We start from the raw sequence: 15,929 nt of genomic DNA, 5'->3' as shown, positions 1-15,929 counted from the left end.
TCGCTGGATGAATCTATGATGGGTAAAAGCATATGACCACTCCCACTGCGCTTCATTGGGCCAAGGAGGCGCTACCTACGGTACTAGATTGTTTGTGATCGTGGATCCCATTGAAAAGGAAGGAAAAATGGTATCAGTTGGCCCAAAGCTTTTTCGTGCGCATTCAGCCAAGTACCTATCAGGCGCTATGGGGGTCATCTCCAATCCAAATCTACAGAGGGCAAGAAGACCTCGGGATATGCCGCTCGCTATTCATCAAATTTTGAACGAGTGGTTCTCTGATAGGTTCGGCATTGCTTATAGGGAAAAAGCGCTATTTTGTACGGGCGATGCCCTTACCGCGGCGGGATATGTTAATGGGGATTTTTCGCTAATAGTAATTGAGCCAGTCGGAAATTACTCAGTTTGCTACAGTGCTAAATGTAAAGATTTATTTGGGGTTTATCAATTCTACTGGAGTAACTCTAACCCCAGTGCTTTAGAAATACGTTCACACATGGACTCTCTTGATTTCGTACAACATTACAATGATGGGCTAAGTGAGGCGGCTGCTAGTGGATGCGAGGTTATGCTAGTTGCCGACAATTTCCGTTACATCCGCTGCTAATTGCTCGAGAAATATAAATGGATTTTGCAGAGGCCAAGGTTTTTTCGGACAAACTTATAGCGGGCCAAGAGGTGGCTGGCTGGAAGCTAACAGGTTATATATCGCATGGAAAATCGGCTGTTATTTTGCACGCGCAGCATGCTGAGCGGGTAGCAGTCTTGAAAGTATTTCACCCCGCACTGACCGAGCAGTATGGCCGGGAGGCGCAGCAGGTAAGAGTTAATCGTGAACGGACTCTGATAGAAAAACGACACAAAAACATTGTAAATATCATTGACGCAGGTGTGTGCGAAAATACTGGGCACTTCTTCGTCGCGATGGAAGTTGCAGAGGGGCGTCCCCTCAGCGAAGTCCTACATTTAATCCCTCCCCAAAATATAGCGGTGCTGATAGAACAATTAGCCAGTGCTGCCATGCAACTTGAAATGTGGGGCTTTACACATCGAGATATAAAGCCAAGTAATATTCATGTAAATGAAGACTTTTCTTCTTTGAAGTTGCTAGATTTCGGTGTTATGAAACCACATGGCGACAGTTCAGCTACTCTTTTGCAGGTGTCAAAAGCCTTTATTGGTACGCATCAATATAGTCCGCCCGAGATGATACATGGCCGTGAGGATGACTCTCTAAATGGTTGGCGAGCCATAACTTTTTATCAAATCGGTGCAGTACTACATGATCTTATTATCCGGAAGCCTATTTTTTACAACGCGACTGGGAGACACGCCGATCTCGTGGTAGCGATAAACAACGAGCAAGTTGTAGTGGCATCTGACGAAGTCGACAATCATTTGTGCAGTCTTGCGACCCGTTGTCTACTAAAACAACCACTTGAAAGGCTTGAGTTAGTTTGCTGGGAGGACTTTATGATCTCCGATAGCGAACCAAGTAAACCATCGCTTTCTGCAAGAAAAGATGCTCTGCAAAAAAGGCTGAGACTTAATAATATTATAGGCCGCACTGACGTGCTCGAGAGGTTGGAAAGTCGCCGATTAGATGAAGTGAGAGTAGCCCAGACGGTTAATTTTGCCAGAGCTCAATTCGATGCTGCACTTGCCGAGCTAAGCACTATTATGCCTTCCAGAGCGACAGCTATCAACGGGCACATATATCCTGGCCCAGCCATTACCTACGCCTTTGATCCAGCACCCAAGCTTGGTCTCAATACGAATTTTCGCTTTCAAATTGCGATAGAGACTTTCCAGGACAGGCAAACTGTAGATGTTTATGTGAGAGCATCTAAAGGGCTAGCAGACACAGAAATTGGCTGGACAAAACTTGGACCTGCTCTAGAGAATCTTGAAACTTTCTCCGATAAGTTTCAAGATTGGATGATTACGATAATCGAAGAGTTGATTGCCGAATAAAAAAATGGAGACTTAGCGATGTCTGGGACATGGTGGATTGATGAAAATGAATTACTTGACGAACAGATCAAAGTTCTTGAGGAAGACCTCGATTCAGACATAATCCTTAAGGGCCCCCCAGGAAGTGGCAAGACAAACTTGCTCCTGCTTCGAGCAAATCACTTAGTACTTGCATCGCCTGATGCGGAGTTTTACATTATTTGCTACACCAGCTTGTTGCAAAATTTTGTCCGTACAGGTGCGGGTCTTTACTCATTCCCTGAGAACCGGATTATAACTCAGCGTAAATTGTTAGAGCAGGTTCTCGGTGATCACGATTTTTTGCCGCCGCGAGTAGACGGAGAGTCTTACGCGGAAAGAGATACGGCAATAAAGCTCGCGATGGCTGAGCTGATGAGTAGCGGCAATGGCCAGAATTCCTACCCAGTCATATTTATTGACGAAGCGCAGGATTATTCCGCAGAAGACTTGAACATTTTCAAATATCTGGCGAAGAATTTATGCTGTGCTGCTGATTCACGTCAAGGAATTTACGGCACTGGTGTCTCTGGATCTCAATGGCTTCAAGAGTATAGTTGGGGGGCATCGATTACCCTAAAGTATCACCATCGAGTCGCTCCCGCCATTCTTGAGGTTGCCGACAAAATTATGGCCGGAAAACTTGGGCACACCTCTATGCTCGAAACTCATCAATATAAAGGTGATCGGGGCGACGTTGACGTTACCGGTGGTATTGATCTGGACTCCCAAATAAAAGTACTAATTAAAAAATTAGTTAAACAGTTAGCTGTCTACCCAAATCAAATGCTTGGCGTTCTCATTCCCCACCGAGATCGAGTCAAAGAGGTTGTCGGAAAGCTTAACAAGGATCCGGATTTGTCTGGCTTTGTCACTAATGCTATGAGTCGCGAATTTGATCCAGCGCTTCCCATATGGGTAAGTACGGTCCATTCCTCCAAAGGTCTTGAATACCGGTGCACGCATATAGTTTCTGCAGATGATTTTTCGGCTTTCAATAAACACGAACGAAGAGTTGCTTTCATGGCAGTTACACGAGCTAAAACTGTCTTAGATATCTATCACGAAAAGCCTCTTCATGCTTTCTTCGCATCGGCGATCGCGAAGCCTAACGTTGATAAAATTTCTATAAAGAGCTTATTCGGAAGAAAAATATGAAAAGGTTTCGAAATGTCAATGTCGAAGCTGGCGATCTGGTGCGTGCTCTTTCACGGCCTAGAGAGCTGAAGGACACATCTTATCTAATCAGAGACTTTGAACTCGGAGCCCCTTTGGCTCCTAATCAGGTACGTATCCTATGGGTAGACGACTACAACATAAATAATGACGTTCCCTCTATAATAGTTACTTCTAGAGAAAATATAAGTAGTTTGCTCCCAAGATTGCTAGCGCTACCAAGTGCCGTGACACCAGTTACATCTGCAATGAAAGCATGGGCTGTTGAAGATTTTGGATGTGAAAATCCGTATGAATTCAAGCAGCTTGATGCTACTAGAGCTTTGGGGTTTGTGGGTTTAATTATTGGTGAGCTCACATCACTTATAAGTTCGGAAGCCGATCTTCGAACCATGGGAATGGACTCTGTTCGTCGAACGTTATCATTTGTTTGTGCGCAAGCGATAATTAGAGGGTGGCAAGGTAAATCGCTTTCTGGTCTCGCGGAGCGGTGGTTGGAGGCAAGTGAAATAACCGAAAATGAAGTTAATTTTACTACAGTAACTAATATTTTGAGTTTGTCTGATTTTCTACGGACTCTTTCTGATAGTTCGGAAGGTAAAGAAGCTTCATCTGAAATTTTAGGCCATCAGATCCAAGCATGGCTAGAAAGACAAATCGATTGGGGCCAGCGTGATCTGCTTCAGCGTACGATTCCTCAGATTACCCGCGAGTTACGGGCCGTTAGCAGTAGAGAAAAAAGATATGATATAGTCATGGACGCTCTTGGGAGCTCCAATGATAAATCTCGCAGCCCTTTAGAGTTGGGGTTTCTAATTAGCTTAATAGAGTTAGGATCATTTGAATTTCTAGATCTTGCACGAAGTATGGATTCTTCGGGGCTGGTTGTGGCGGCATATTGTGCTTTCGCAGTTATGTTAGGTCGTGAGTCAGCACTTCGAAATTTCAATGGTTTTGGATGGACTGTGTTGAATCAAGGGCTTCAACTAAACTCCGAAGTAACTTCGGATATTTCAATTGGGGAGCTCAGGATTCTCCTTGATAGGAGGCGGAGTGCGCCTCTTCCATTTCGTACGCGTTCTCCGTGGCTCATAGACGTCGAACTTGCACCTATGATCGTGGGTTCTTTCGCCAACGTCGCCAAACGAAAAGCTTCCTCGCAAAGGACCCAAGAAACATCTGAAGCCATAGAGCGTGAAGAGGCGTTACGCGGAAGTCTAATGATAGCGATGCGTGCTTTAGAGGAGGCTTGTGGCATTGTTGAGGGTCAGCGCCTCCGCTCTGGCAGCACGCTAGGCAAGCCGCGAGGAAGGAAGAAGTAGAGATTTCATGTGCTTTTTAGGTAGCGCAAATATCGATGATGCATGGAAAAGGATAGCAGCTGACCTTGGTCGTGCATCAATCTTTGGGCGGTTAAGTACCTACAGCGGTGGCTGAGATGTGATCTCGTAGCTCTTAGCTTAGTCAGTCGGCTTCTCAACTGGACGTTCGACGGCTGGAGATACCTACGGCATCATGATGTTCGGCGGTGCGGCAAGCCATAGAAAATCGGAGATGCGGTAGTTTTTATCTCGTAGGAATGTGGCACCGGTTTCCGACAGACTTTATTTAGTAGATTGCACGCCAAAACGTTTAAAACCGGGTTTTCGACTGACTTTATTTCTGCTTTGTCCGCCGGTTAATCCCTGAACTTGCAGGGCTCGATTCGACAGACTTTATTTCGTAGGTTCAGCACAAAAAATCGCAGCTTCGGCTGCGATTTTTGTATCTGATTCGAGAGGCTCCATGGATCGCTTCCAGGAAATGCACATCTTCACCACAGTCGCTCAGGAGCAAGGTTTCTCCTCCGCTGCGCGACGTCTGGGTCTGTCAGCGGCCAGCGTCACGCGTGCGGTCGCGGCGCTAGAGCAGCGCATCGGTACGCAGTTGCTGATTCGCACCACACGCAGTGTGCATTTGAGCGAAGCGGGGCAACGGTATCTTGAAGATTGCCGGAGGATTCTCGCCGAGGTGCAGGAAGCCGAGGATTCAGCGGCGGGCAGTCACGCCGAGCCGCGTGGACAACTGACGGTGACGGCGCCGGTGTTGTTCGGTGATTTGTTTGTGACGCCGCTGATGGCACGTTATCTCGCGCAGTATCCGGATGTCACGATTAACGCCGTACTGGTTGATCGGATCGTCAACATGGTCGAGGAGGGTATCGATGTGGCGGTGCGCATCGGTGATCTGCCGGACAGCAGTCAGCATGCGATTCGGGTGGGTGAGGTGCGTCGGGTCATTTGCGGCTCGCCGGACTACTTTGCCAAATATGGCCGACCGGCTCATCCCCACGCATTGGCGGGAGCGCCGGTGGTGGCGACTTCAGCGATTGGCCAGCAACGCACCTGGCCGTTTCTCGATGATGGCGAACCGCTGAGTGTGCGTCCCGAGCCGCGTCTGATCGTTACCGCCAATCAGGCTGCGATTACCGCAACTTGCATGGGCCTGGGTTTGACCCGTGTGCTGTCCTATCAAGTGGCGAGCCAGGTTGCCGCCGGTGAGCTGGAAATCGTCCTCGCGGAATTCGAATTGCCACCGCTGCCGATTCATGTCGTGTATCAGGGGGGGCGCAAGGCTCCAGCGCGGATCCGCAGTTTTGTCGATTTCACGGCAGAGGCTTTGCGCGAACATCCAGCGTTGAAAAATGCAGCGTTATTGCACTCAGTGAAATAATCGATTGCGTTTGCTGGTGATTCTGTTGTTTTCGCGATCAGCGCAAGATGGCTTCCATCGGCGCGCTCATCCCCGCAGCGGCGCCCCTGTTCAGCGGAGTCGACCATGCAAGCGATCAAACTCTACAACTTCCCACGTTCCGGCCACGCCCACCGTGTCGAGCTGATGTTGTCCCTGCTGCAACTGCCGACCGAGCTGATCTTCGTCGATCTGGCGAAAGGTGAACACAAACAGCCAGCGTATCTGGCGATCAACAGCTTCGGGCAGGTACCAGCAATCGATGACGACGGCGTAGTGCTGGCCGACTCCAACGCAATTCTGGTGTACCTGGCGCAGAAATATGGCAACGGTCGTTGGCTGCCTACCGACCCGGTCGGTGCAGCACATGTGCAGCGCTGGTTGTCGGCGGCCGCCGGGCCGATTGCATTCGGCCCCGCTGCGGCGCGACTGGTCACCGTATTCGGCGCGCAACTGAATGCTGAAGAAGCGATTACCCGTGCGCACAACCTGCTCAAGGTGATGGATGCCGAGTTGGGCAAAACGGCGTATCTGGCCGGTGCCGAACCGACCATTGCCGACGTTTCGGCCTACAGTTACATCGCCCATGCACCGGAAGGCAATGTGTCGCTGGATGATTACGCCTACGTTCGCGCCTGGCTGGCCCGGGTTGAAGCCTTGCCCGGTTTTGTCGGCATGCCACGCACTGTTGCCGGTCTGCAAACCGCAGTCTGATTCTCACAATCCACACTGTGCCGAGGGTGCAGAGGAGAGGTCATGATGGAACGTTCACCGTGGCATGCCGGCGAGCAACAGTTGCAGGCAAAAGTCGGGGTCGCCGATCGCATGGAAGCCTTTGGGCGTAAGGTGATTCGCACCTGGATGCCAGACCAGCACCGCGAGTTCTATCAGCAATTGCCTTTCATGCTGTACGGCGCCGTCGATACGGACGGGCGGCCATGGGCCAGTGTGCTTGAAGGTGCGCCGGGGTTTGCCCATTCGCCGGATCCCGAGCATCTGCATTTCGCCAGTCAGACCGCTGCCAATGACCCGGCGCAACTGCGCAATGGCGAACCTATCGGTTTGCTCGGCATCGAGTTGCACACCCGTCGGCGCAATCGCCTCAACGGTCATGTTGGCAATCTGACGGCTGACGGATTCGATGTGAGCGTGGATCAGGCCTTCGGCAACTGCCCGCAGTACATTCAACTGCGCCAGTTTCAGCGTGTGCCGCTGACGGATCCGCAGACACGTCCGGCTGAGCATCTGAACGGCCTCGATAATGCGGCCACCGCGCTGATCACTGGCGCCGATACGTTTTTTGTCGCCAGTTATGTGGATGTCGACGGTCAGCGGGCAGTGGATGTTTCTCATCGTGGCGGCCAGGCCGGTTTCGTACGGGTGGAAGGCAATCGTCTGACCATCCCTGACTTCGCCGGCAATCTGCACTTCAACACCCTCGGCAATTTACTGCTCAACCCCAAGGCTGGCTTGCTGTTCATCGACTTTTCCACAGGTGATCTGCTGCAACTGAGCGGGCGTACCGAGATCCTTCTCGATGACCCGCAGATCGAAGCCTTTCAAGGTGCGGAGCGGCTGTGGACATTTGAGGTGGAGAAGCTGGTGCGCCGCCCGGCCGCACTGGCGTTGCGCTGGCGCTTCGACGGTATGTCGCCGACCAGTCTGTTGACCGGCAATTGGGCCGAGGCGGACGCGCGTTTGCAGGCGCAGGCACTGGGTAATCAATGGCGGCCGTTGCGCGTAGCGAAGATCGAAGCAGAAAGTCGCAGCATCCGTTCAATTTATCTGGAGCCAACCGATGGCGCCGGGTTGCCAGTGTTTCTCGCGGGTCAGCATTTGCCAGTGCGTTTCACTATTGATGGCGAGGTGCATATCCGCACCTACAGTCTTTCGAGTGCGCCATCGGATGGTTTCTACCGGATCAGCGTGAAGCGCGAAGGGCTGATTTCCACGCACCTGCATGAGCAGATTCGCGTTGGTGATGTGCTCGAGGCGCGGGCGCCGCAGGGACATTTCACCGTGGCGCCGCTGGAACAGCGACCGTTGGTGCTGCTGGCTGCCGGGGTCGGCATCACGCCGTTGCTGTCGATGCTGCGCGAGGTGGTTTACCAAGGCTTACGCACGCGGGGGATTCGTCCGACGCTGTTGCTGCAGAGTTCGCGCAGTCTGGCGGATCAGCCATTTCGCAAGGAGCTGGATCGTCTGCTCGAAACCGCAGGCGATTCTGTGCGAGTCCTGCGTCTTCTCAGCCAGCCGGAAGCGGAACTGCACGAAGGTGAGGATTTCGATCTGTCGGGGCGTATTGACGCGCAAGTGCTGAGAAAGGTGCTGGATGCCGAGGACTTTGATCAGCTCGACTTTGTCCTCTGCGGCCCCGGCGGTTTTACTCAAGGCTTGTACGATACCTTGCGCGAACTGGACGTGCGCGACACGCAGATTCATGCGGAAACCTTCGGCCCGTCGACGCTGAAACGTCAGGCCGATCCGGACGCGATCGTTATCGAACAACCGCCCGCTGCGACCACATCGGTGCCGGTGGTGTTCGAGCGCTCGGCGAAAGAGGCACGCTGGCAGCCGGATGGCGGGAGTCTGCTGGAACTGGCGGAAAGTCGCGGATTGCGTCCGGAGTTCAGTTGCCGCGGTGGTTCGTGTGGAACCTGCAAGACCCGGCTGGTCAGTGGTGCGGTGAATTATCCACAGGTGCCGGCGGATATTCCGGAAGCGGGGCATGTGCTGATTTGCTGTGCCGTTCCGGCGCAAAGCACGCAGCCTCTAGTGCTGGATCTGTAATTCCGAACCCACCACAAATACCCCTGTGGGAGCGAGCCTGCTCGCGAATGCGTCGGATCAGTCAGCATCATTGTTGCTGACAGACCGCATTCGCGAGCAGGCTCGCTCCCACAGTTGGTATGTGTTCCAAAACAGGGTTCAGGCGTACGACAGCGATTTCTCTTCCAGCAATTCCTGATACAACGCCGTCCACTTGCGCCCCATGTCATCGGCTGTGAATAACTGCCGATAACGCGCTTCGGCCTTCACACCCATCGCGGCGGCGCGTACCGGGTCTTCCCACAGTGTGCGCATCGCTTCACGAAACGCCTGTGGATGACTCGGCGGCACGACCAATCCCGTCTCGTTGTGGATATTGATGTAACTGGTGCCAGTGCCGATCTCGCTGGAGATCATCGGCTTGCCGTACATCGCGCCTTCCAGCAAGGAAATGCCGAACGCTTCCGAACGCAGGTGCGACGGGAAGACGATGGCGTAGCTCAGTTCCAGCAGCGCGACCTTGTCTTCGTCACCCAGACGTCCGAGGAAGTGAATGTTGCGCAGGCCCAGCGCCTGCGCCTGCGCGTGCAGTTCCAGTTCCAGTGGCCCGGCACCGACGATGACCACGGGATAATCCACGTCTTTCAGGGCCTCAAGCAGAATGTGCAGGCCTTTGTAGTAACGCATCACGCCGACAAACAGAAAAAACTTATCCCCAAGCTGCTGGCGCCAGCGGTTCATGCGCTCGGCATCCGGCTGTGGATAACCGGCCTTGTTCAAACCGTAGGGAATCACTCGGGTCTTGTCCTGGAACTGCTGTAGCACATCGCTGGTGTGCAGGTAGTTCGGCGAAGCGGCAACGATGCGGTCGGCGCTGGCGAGGAAGCGGTTCATCAACGGCCGGTAGAGTTTGAGCAGGTGCTTCTGGCGAATAATGTCCGAGTGGTAAGTCACAACGCTCGGTTTGTTCATCGCACTGGCGAAATGCACCAGGTCCATGAACGGCCACGGAAAGTGGTAATTGACCACGTCGGCCTCGGCTGCCATTTCGCGAAACTGTTTGAACACGCTCCAGGAAAAACCGGTGGAGGCGAACTGGATGTCGAGTCTGGCCCGGTGCACTTCGTGCTGACCCAATTGCACCACGGGCGGTGTCGGGTCGGCACTGAGCGTCAGCACCCGGCCATCGATGCCATGCTGGGCGCCGCTTTCGCAGAGCTGGAAGATCACTTGCTCAATGCCGCCGACCGAGTCAGGCAGGTACGTCTTGAAAAAATGAAGAACTCGCATTCAACCTCCCATGGCCTGGCGGTAGGCACCGGCCGTCGCCTGTGCACAACGCTTCCAGGAAAAAAGCCGTGACTGCTGCAACCCGGCTTCTTGGCATGCCTGCCAATGCGCTTGATCGTCGATCAGTCGGCTCAGCGCATCACGCAGGCCTTCTGCATCGTCAGCTTCAATATAGTTGCCCGCTGCGCCCGCGACTTCCGGCATCGCCGAAGAACGCGTGAGCACCACCGGTGTGCCACTGGCCATGGCCTCCAGTACTGGCAGGCCAAAACCTTCATACAGCGACGGAAAAATCAGTACGCGGGCACCGGCCAGCAATTGCGCGACCTGTTCATCGGGCAGATAACCGAGCAGGCACACATGCCCGCTGGCCAGTGCCTGACGCAACGGTTCACTGAATTGCTCGCGCTGCCACCCGGCCATGCCGACAATCAGCAATGGAAAGCGCTGGCGCACCGCCTCCGGTAACAGGGCATGGGCGCGCAGGGCCAGGCCAAGGTTCTTGCGCGGCTCCAGCGTGCCGACACAAAGGAAATATTCCCGCGACTCCACCGCATGCGCCTTGAGTACCGCGTCAATGGCGCTGGCCTCGCGCGGATGAAAGCGCTCGGCAACCCCCAGCGGCGCCACCACAAATCGCTCGGCTGGCAGGCCGAAATAATCCTGGGCTTCGTCGGCAATCGCCTGTGAGTCGGTGAGAATCACCTGCGCCTGTTGTACTCCGGCGGCCAGTCGGCGCTCGATCTCCTTGAGCCGTGCCGGTGGCTGGGTCTCAGGGAAATGCAGGTGAGTCAGGTCGTGCAGGGTGATCACCGTCGGGCCATCGAATGCCAGTGGCCACAGGCTCGGTTCGTGATAGAGATCGATACCTTGCGCGCGGCCCTGATCGAAGCGTTTCTGCTCCAGCCAGCGGCGCGCCTGATAGGCACCGGGGATCTGCCGCAGCAGTGGCGTCAATCGCGAATAGCCGGGCATGGCCGCTTCCGGCAGTGCCGAACTCCAGCCCCAGCCGTGGAACAACGTCACGTCCACGTCGGGTTCATTGCGCAAGGCGTTGACCAGTTCGGCGACGTATTGACCGATGCCGGTGCGCGGCGCCTGCAGAATGCGCGCGTTAAGAGCAATGCGCATGCTGACTCGCTGGCGCCGTTGGCGCTCCCAGAACATTGCGCGCACTGCGTTCGACCAGTTGCAGGCTCGCTTCCCGCCAGCCGATCCACTGCCAATCGGCAACATCGCGAGCTGCGGGGAACTGGCCGCTGCGCTGAAATCCGATAATCAACCGGGCGAGGCTTTGCGGATCCTGCAGATCGAAATAGGCCATGAACTCGCCGCCAATTTCGCGGAACACCGCAATATCACTGCCCATCGCCGGCAAGCCACGCTGCATGGCCTCCACCAGCGGCAAGCCAAACCCTTCGACGAACGAAGGGAACACCAACGCACTGGCGTGGGCGTAAGCGTGTTCCAGGCTGGTGTCGCTGAGGTCGTTGAACATGAACAGGCGCCGGTTCAAATCGGGATGATTGCGCACCCGGGCGAGCAGGGCGTCGCATTTCCAGCCGACCCGTCCGGCGATGCACAGCCGCGCGGTTGAGCCCGCGGCCCAGGCGTGCTCGAAGGCATCAAGCAGATAGGCGTGGTTTTTGCGCGGCTCGATGGTGCTGACCATCAGGTAGACGGGCTCAGAGGTGGTGAACAGTTGCTTCAAGCGCGGTTCGACCATTGCCTCGTCGTTGTGCAGATCCAGTTCGGAACCCAAGTGAAAGAAATCGAACCAGCGTTGACTGGTTTGCCCGACACCGATTCGCTGGCGCAATTCTTCTCGCACCTGATCGCGCACCGTGGCGGAAATCGCCATGTAGCCATCCGCCGTGCGGGTGATCCAGTCGAACCACTCGCTGAAAACCTCGACCAGACGCGTGTCGTAAAACTGCGGATGAGTCAGCGGGATCAGGTCGTAGATCACCGCAATCATACCGACGCCGTCACGTTTGAGCCGTTCGACGTGGGCGAAAAGATCCGAGTGCCATGACGAGTCCAGCAACACCAGCTGATCGCCCGGCTGGTGTTGCAGCGGTGAGCAACGTTTGAGCAGTTGCCGGCGATTGATCCGCCGGATCAGGCGGATCGGCAGGCCGAACGCAGCGAAGATCGTCAGTCGGTAGCCGACATATAAAATCCGTCGCGCCAGTTTTGAGTTGAGTTGCGCATCACGTCGCTGATGCCACTGCCAGAAGCGATGAGCGAGGCGCTCCAGTCGTCCGCCGAAGGTTTCAAGCCTGTTGAAAAAAGGCGTATCGAACGGTGCCAGTTGCAACACGCGATAGAGCTCGCCATTGAGTATCACCACCGGCATGCACTCCACACCTGCGGCGCTGGCGGGCAGTTGCTTGATGACGTTGCGCACCACTCGCTGAATACCCGAATTGATGGCCGGGTGTTTGAACACATGGGTGCATTCGACCAGCAAGCGGGTCATGGCGCACGCTCCACGTGCCGGGCCTCGGTGTCGCGAGTGATGGTGGTCTTGGCACCGAGCCATGAGCAGCCGACGAAATCTTCCTGACGGTTGTTGATCACGTGGAATACCAACCCGTAGTCGCGCCATTCGAAATTGCGATCGAGGTGCGAGTCCAGACGCGACAGGCTCAGCGACACGGAATAATTGCCTTTGCCCAAACCCATGATGAACGAGAAGCGGTAGGTGAAACGCTCGCCGGCGTGCAGGTCGGTCAATGCCTTGTCGAGGCGATGGGTGTTGATGCCGTACATCATCTGACCCAGGCGATCCTTGAGGATGAAGCCCAGCACCAACCGTTCGATGTCCTTGCGCACCTCGACCTGAACTTCGAGCACCACCGGTTGGCCGACTTCGGCGGCGTCGATGCTGCGATCGTTTTCGTCGAGCAGGCGCACACCAAGAATCGCCGCTTCGCCCGTGCCTGATATCGTTTGCACTTCGCCGCCGGCGAGCATTTCCTGTCGCACGATCTGACCTTCGCGTTCGGCCATCAGCGCGTTGTAGTAGTCGAGCACCGGTTCCGGTTTACCGTACATGGCCATGCGGCCGTCCTTGAGCAGGATGGCCGAGTCGCAGATCGACTGAATCGCCGAGCGGTCGTGGGACACGATCAGCAGCGTGGTGCCGGATTTGCGGAAGCTGCGGATGCGTTCGAAGCTTTTGTGCTGGAAGTAGGCGTCACCCACCGACAGTGCTTCATCGACAATGAGAATGTCCGGGCGCCGGGCTGTGGCGACGCTGAATGCCAGGCGCATCTGCATGCCGCTGGAATAGGTACGCACCGGATGGTCGATAGCGTCGCCGATCTCGGCGAAATGCTCGATGTCGGGCATCAGTGCTTCGATTTCTTCGAGCTGCATGCCCAGCAATTGACCGGCCATGATTGCGTTCTGGCGCCCGGTGAAATCCGGGTGGAAACCCATGCCCAGCTCCAGCAGCGCGGCCACGCGGCCTTGCAGTTCGATCTTGCCGGTGGTGGGTTGGGTGGTGCCGGTGATCATCTTCAGCAGGGTGCTTTTGCCCGCGCCGTTGGCGCCGACGATGCCTACGGCTTCACCGGGGGCTATTTCGAATTCGACGTCTTGCAGCACCCAGTGCTGGTGGTGGCGGATCGGCGAAAAAGGGATCAGCCACTCGGCCAGTCGGCTCCAGCGGTTGGGATATTGTTTGTAGGCCTTGCTCAGGCCGGTAACGCGAATATGCCCCATCAGAGTTCATCCACCATTTCGCCGACGCGCTGGCGAAACAGCCGCAGACCGATCAGACAAAACAGCACGCCCGTGACGAAGATCGGCAGCAGTGAGCTCCAGACCGGCCACTGTCCGTAGAGAAACAGGTTCTGATAACTGCTGAACAGGTTGGTCAGCGGATTGAGTTGCAACAGGCGCTGCACCCATTCCGGCAGGATCGTGATCGGGTAAACGATCGGCGTCAGCCAGAACCAGAATTGCAGGCAGATGCCGAAGAGCTGGCCGACATCGCGGAAGAACACGTTCAACACGCCGAGCACCATGCCCAACCCGGCGCAGAACATCATTTGCAGGGCGATCAATGGAATCAGCGCCAGCAGCGCCATGCCCGGCCAGCGCCCGGTGATCAGCAGAAAGCCGAGAAACAGACTGATGATGATCGCGAAGTTGATCCCGGCATTGCACAGCACGATGACCGGCAGGCAGATGCGCGGGAAACTGATTTTCTTCAGCAGGTTGGCGTTCTCCAGAAACATGTTCTGGCTGCGCAAGGTAATTTCGGAAAACAGTCCCCACGCCAGCAACCCGGCGCAGAGATAAACACTGTAGGCCATGCTGTCATCCACACCCGGCAATCGGGCGCGCATGATGTGGGAAAAGATCACGGTGTAAACAATGATCATCGACAGCGGATTGAAAATCGGCCACAAGGCGCCGAACAGCGAATTGCGGTATCGCGCTTGAAACTCTCGCTGCACGCTGCCGAGGATGAAACCCCGGTAGCCATGCAACGAGCGGTACAGGGAAAGCAGCATTTAAACCGTCCTGCCGTATTGGTCTTCGAAGCGGACGATGTCGTCCTCTCCCAGGTATTCGCCGCTTTGCACTTCGATGATCACCAGATCGATCACCCCGGGGTTTTCCAGACGATGCTTGTGGCCCGCGGCGATGAAGGTCGATTCGTTCTTGGCCACCAGCGTCGTGCCGGAGCCGTTGTTGGTGACCTTGGCCATGCCTTCGACCACCACCCAGTGCTCATTGCGGTGATGGTGCATTTGCAGCGAGAGCTTGCCACCGGGTTTGACCACGATGCGCTTGATCTTGAAGCGCGGGCCTTCCTCCAGAACGGTGTAGGTGCCCCACGGTCGACTGACGGTACGATGCAGCCGATAGGCTTCGTGGGATTTGTCTTTTAGCTGCTTGGCCACGCGCCGCACGTCCTGCGCACGGTCGGCGTGGGCCACCAGCACCGCGTCGGCGGTGTCGACCACGATCAGGTTATCCACACCCACCGTCGCTATCAGTCGGCCTTCGCTCTGCACGAAGTTGTTGTGGCTGTCGATGAAGATGGCTTCGCCGCTGGCGCGGTTGTTGTCGGCATCGGCCGGGACCAGTGCCGCGACGGCACCCCACGAGCCAATGTCGCTCCAGTCGAATCCGGCGGGAACCACGACGACTTTTTCCGAGCGCTCCATCAGCGCGTAGTCGATCGAGATGTCAGTGATTTCCGCGAACAGTGCCGGCGACAGTTCCTGTTGCAGGCAGCCGGCGGTTTCGATCGGCGCGCTGACGTCCATGCAGGCGCGGGTCTGCTCCAGCAACTCGGGCGCGTGCAAATGCAGTTCAGCAATCAAGGTCGCGGTGGTGAAGCAGAACATCCCCGAATTCCACAGGAAGTTGCCGCTTTCCAGATAATGCGTGGCGGTTTGCAGATCGGGTTTTTCGACGAAGCGCTGCACTTTCGCCGCGCCTTTGGCGTCCAGCGGTGCACCGGTTTCGATGTAACCGAAGCCGGTTTCCGCTGCGGTCGGGATCACGCCGAAGGTCACCAGATAGCCGTCTTTGGCCAGATTGACCGCGTGCTCGACCGCCGTTTTCAGCGCGTCCTGATTGACGATCAAATGGTCGGCGGGCATCACCACCATGATCGCGTCGTCACCGTGCAACGCTTGCAGCGACAACGCCGCTGCAGCGATGGCCGGCGCGGTGTTGCGCCCGGTCGGCTCGAGCAGGAAGTGCCCGCGATGGCGCGACACGTGGGCGGCGCAATAGTGATCCTTGCTCTGGAAGTAGTACTCGCGATTGGTCACCGTGACGATGTCGCCCCAGCCGTCGAGCAAAGCCGCCGCGCGCTGATAGGTCTTGCCGAGCAGCGACTGGCCGTCGGGCAGGGTCATGAACGGCTTGGGATGGCCCTCGCGGGACACCGGCCACAAACGGGTGCCGGCACCGCCGGACAGAATCACGGGGATCAGCAT

General features: G+C 55.8%; 13 protein-coding genes. 7 read left to right on the top strand and 6 right to left on the bottom strand.

Annotated features, from left to right (window positions below; all coding sequences use genetic code 11):
* The first annotated feature begins 100 nt into the window (after positions 1-100).
* The 7 genes from F8N44_RS02180 (at position 101) to F8N44_RS02150 (ending at position 8,688) form a co-directional block, all read left to right on the top strand.
* The gene (locus F8N44_RS02180; RefSeq protein WP_150649130.1) at positions 101-607 is read left to right on the top strand and encodes a hypothetical protein; all 507 of its coding nucleotides are present in this window, start codon (positions 101-103) and stop codon (positions 605-607) included.
* 17 nt (positions 608-624) lie between these two features.
* Positions 625-1,974, top strand: a complete 1,350-nt coding sequence (locus F8N44_RS02175; RefSeq protein ID WP_150649129.1) for a protein kinase domain-containing protein — start codon at positions 625-627, stop codon at positions 1,972-1,974.
* 18 nt (positions 1,975-1,992) lie between these two features.
* Complete coding sequence (locus tag F8N44_RS02170) at positions 1,993-3,150, top strand: UvrD-helicase domain-containing protein (RefSeq protein WP_150649128.1); 1,158 nt, start codon at positions 1,993-1,995, stop codon at positions 3,148-3,150.
* Complete coding sequence (locus F8N44_RS02165; protein WP_150649127.1) at positions 3,147-4,490, top strand: hypothetical protein; 1,344 nt, start codon at positions 3,147-3,149, stop codon at positions 4,488-4,490. Before F8N44_RS02170 ends, F8N44_RS02165 begins: the two co-directional genes overlap by 4 nt.
* A gap of 463 nt (positions 4,491-4,953) precedes the next feature.
* Entirely contained in the window at positions 4,954-5,880 is a 927-nt protein-coding gene (locus F8N44_RS02160; RefSeq protein ID WP_150649126.1) for a LysR family transcriptional regulator, read from the top strand.
* Between the two features lie 105 nt (positions 5,881-5,985).
* The gene (locus tag F8N44_RS02155) at positions 5,986-6,612 is read left to right on the top strand and encodes a glutathione S-transferase family protein (RefSeq protein WP_150649125.1); all 627 of its coding nucleotides are present in this window, start codon (positions 5,986-5,988) and stop codon (positions 6,610-6,612) included.
* A gap of 45 nt (positions 6,613-6,657) precedes the next feature.
* A complete protein-coding gene (locus F8N44_RS02150) occupies positions 6,658-8,688 on the top strand; it encodes a pyridoxamine 5'-phosphate oxidase family protein (RefSeq protein WP_150649124.1) in 2,031 nt (676 codons plus the stop codon).
* Between the two features lie 138 nt (positions 8,689-8,826).
* On the opposite strand, the gene F8N44_RS02140 is transcribed toward F8N44_RS02150, so the two are convergent.
* Genes F8N44_RS02140 through F8N44_RS02115 form a run of 6 tightly spaced genes read right to left on the bottom strand, consistent with a single transcriptional unit; the run spans position 8,827 to position 15,929 of the window.
* Positions 8,827-9,957, bottom strand: coding sequence for a glycosyltransferase family 4 protein (locus tag F8N44_RS02140; RefSeq protein ID WP_150649122.1), 1,131 nt, complete (start codon positions 9,955-9,957; stop codon positions 8,827-8,829).
* Positions 9,958-11,088 (bottom strand): glycosyltransferase family 4 protein, encoded by a 1,131-nt coding sequence (locus F8N44_RS02135; protein ID WP_150649121.1) that lies wholly within the window; start codon positions 11,086-11,088, stop codon positions 9,958-9,960.
* On the bottom strand, positions 11,072-12,439 hold the full coding sequence (locus tag F8N44_RS02130; protein ID WP_150649120.1) for a glycosyltransferase family 4 protein: 1,368 nt from the start codon (positions 12,437-12,439) through the stop codon (positions 11,072-11,074). Before F8N44_RS02130 ends, F8N44_RS02135 begins: the two co-directional genes overlap by 17 nt.
* Positions 12,436-13,689, bottom strand: coding sequence for an ABC transporter ATP-binding protein (locus tag F8N44_RS02125; protein ID WP_150649119.1), 1,254 nt, complete (start codon positions 13,687-13,689; stop codon positions 12,436-12,438). The genes F8N44_RS02130 and F8N44_RS02125 overlap by 4 nt, the downstream gene beginning before the upstream one ends.
* Positions 13,689-14,486, bottom strand: coding sequence for an ABC transporter permease (locus F8N44_RS02120; RefSeq protein WP_093429564.1), 798 nt, complete (start codon positions 14,484-14,486; stop codon positions 13,689-13,691). The genes F8N44_RS02125 and F8N44_RS02120 overlap by 1 nt, the downstream gene beginning before the upstream one ends.
* A complete protein-coding gene (locus F8N44_RS02115; protein ID WP_150649118.1) occupies positions 14,487-15,929 on the bottom strand; it encodes a mannose-1-phosphate guanylyltransferase/mannose-6-phosphate isomerase in 1,443 nt (480 codons plus the stop codon).

Source organism: Pseudomonas fluorescens, from assembly GCF_902497745.1.
GTDB classification, from domain to species: Bacteria; Pseudomonadota; Gammaproteobacteria; order Pseudomonadales; family Pseudomonadaceae; genus Aquipseudomonas; species Aquipseudomonas fluorescens_BM.
Note: the sequence above shows the minus strand (reverse complement) of the source record. Positions and strands in the feature narration are given on the sequence as shown.

Bases quoted from the DNA above. Each gene is read 5' to 3' on its own strand.
- F8N44_RS02155 (WP_150649125.1), top strand. From the start codon at position 5,986: ATGCAAGCGATCAAACTCTACAACTTCCCACGTTCCGGCCACGCCCAC.
- F8N44_RS02120 (WP_093429564.1), bottom strand. From the start codon at position 14,486: ATGCTGCTTTCCCTGTACCGCTCGTTGCATGGCTACCGGGGTTTCATC.
- F8N44_RS02135 (WP_150649121.1), bottom strand. From the start codon at position 11,088: ATGCGCATTGCTCTTAACGCGCGCATTCTGCAGGCGCCGCGCACCGGC.
- F8N44_RS02130 (WP_150649120.1), bottom strand. From the start codon at position 12,439: ATGACCCGCTTGCTGGTCGAATGCACCCATGTGTTCAAACACCCGGCC.
- F8N44_RS02175 (WP_150649129.1), top strand. From the start codon at position 625: ATGGATTTTGCAGAGGCCAAGGTTTTTTCGGACAAACTTATAGCGGGC.
- F8N44_RS02160 (WP_150649126.1), top strand. From the start codon at position 4,954: ATGGATCGCTTCCAGGAAATGCACATCTTCACCACAGTCGCTCAGGAG.
- F8N44_RS02125 (WP_150649119.1), bottom strand. From the start codon at position 13,689: ATGGGGCATATTCGCGTTACCGGCCTGAGCAAGGCCTACAAACAATAT.
- F8N44_RS02115 (WP_150649118.1), bottom strand. From the start codon at position 15,929: ATGCTGATCCCCGTGATTCTGTCCGGCGGTGCCGGCACCCGTTTGTGG.
- F8N44_RS02170 (WP_150649128.1), top strand. From the start codon at position 1,993: ATGTCTGGGACATGGTGGATTGATGAAAATGAATTACTTGACGAACAG.
- F8N44_RS02140 (WP_150649122.1), bottom strand. From the start codon at position 9,957: ATGCGAGTTCTTCATTTTTTCAAGACGTACCTGCCTGACTCGGTCGGC.
- F8N44_RS02165 (WP_150649127.1), top strand. From the start codon at position 3,147: ATGAAAAGGTTTCGAAATGTCAATGTCGAAGCTGGCGATCTGGTGCGT.
- F8N44_RS02150 (WP_150649124.1), top strand. From the start codon at position 6,658: ATGGAACGTTCACCGTGGCATGCCGGCGAGCAACAGTTGCAGGCAAAA.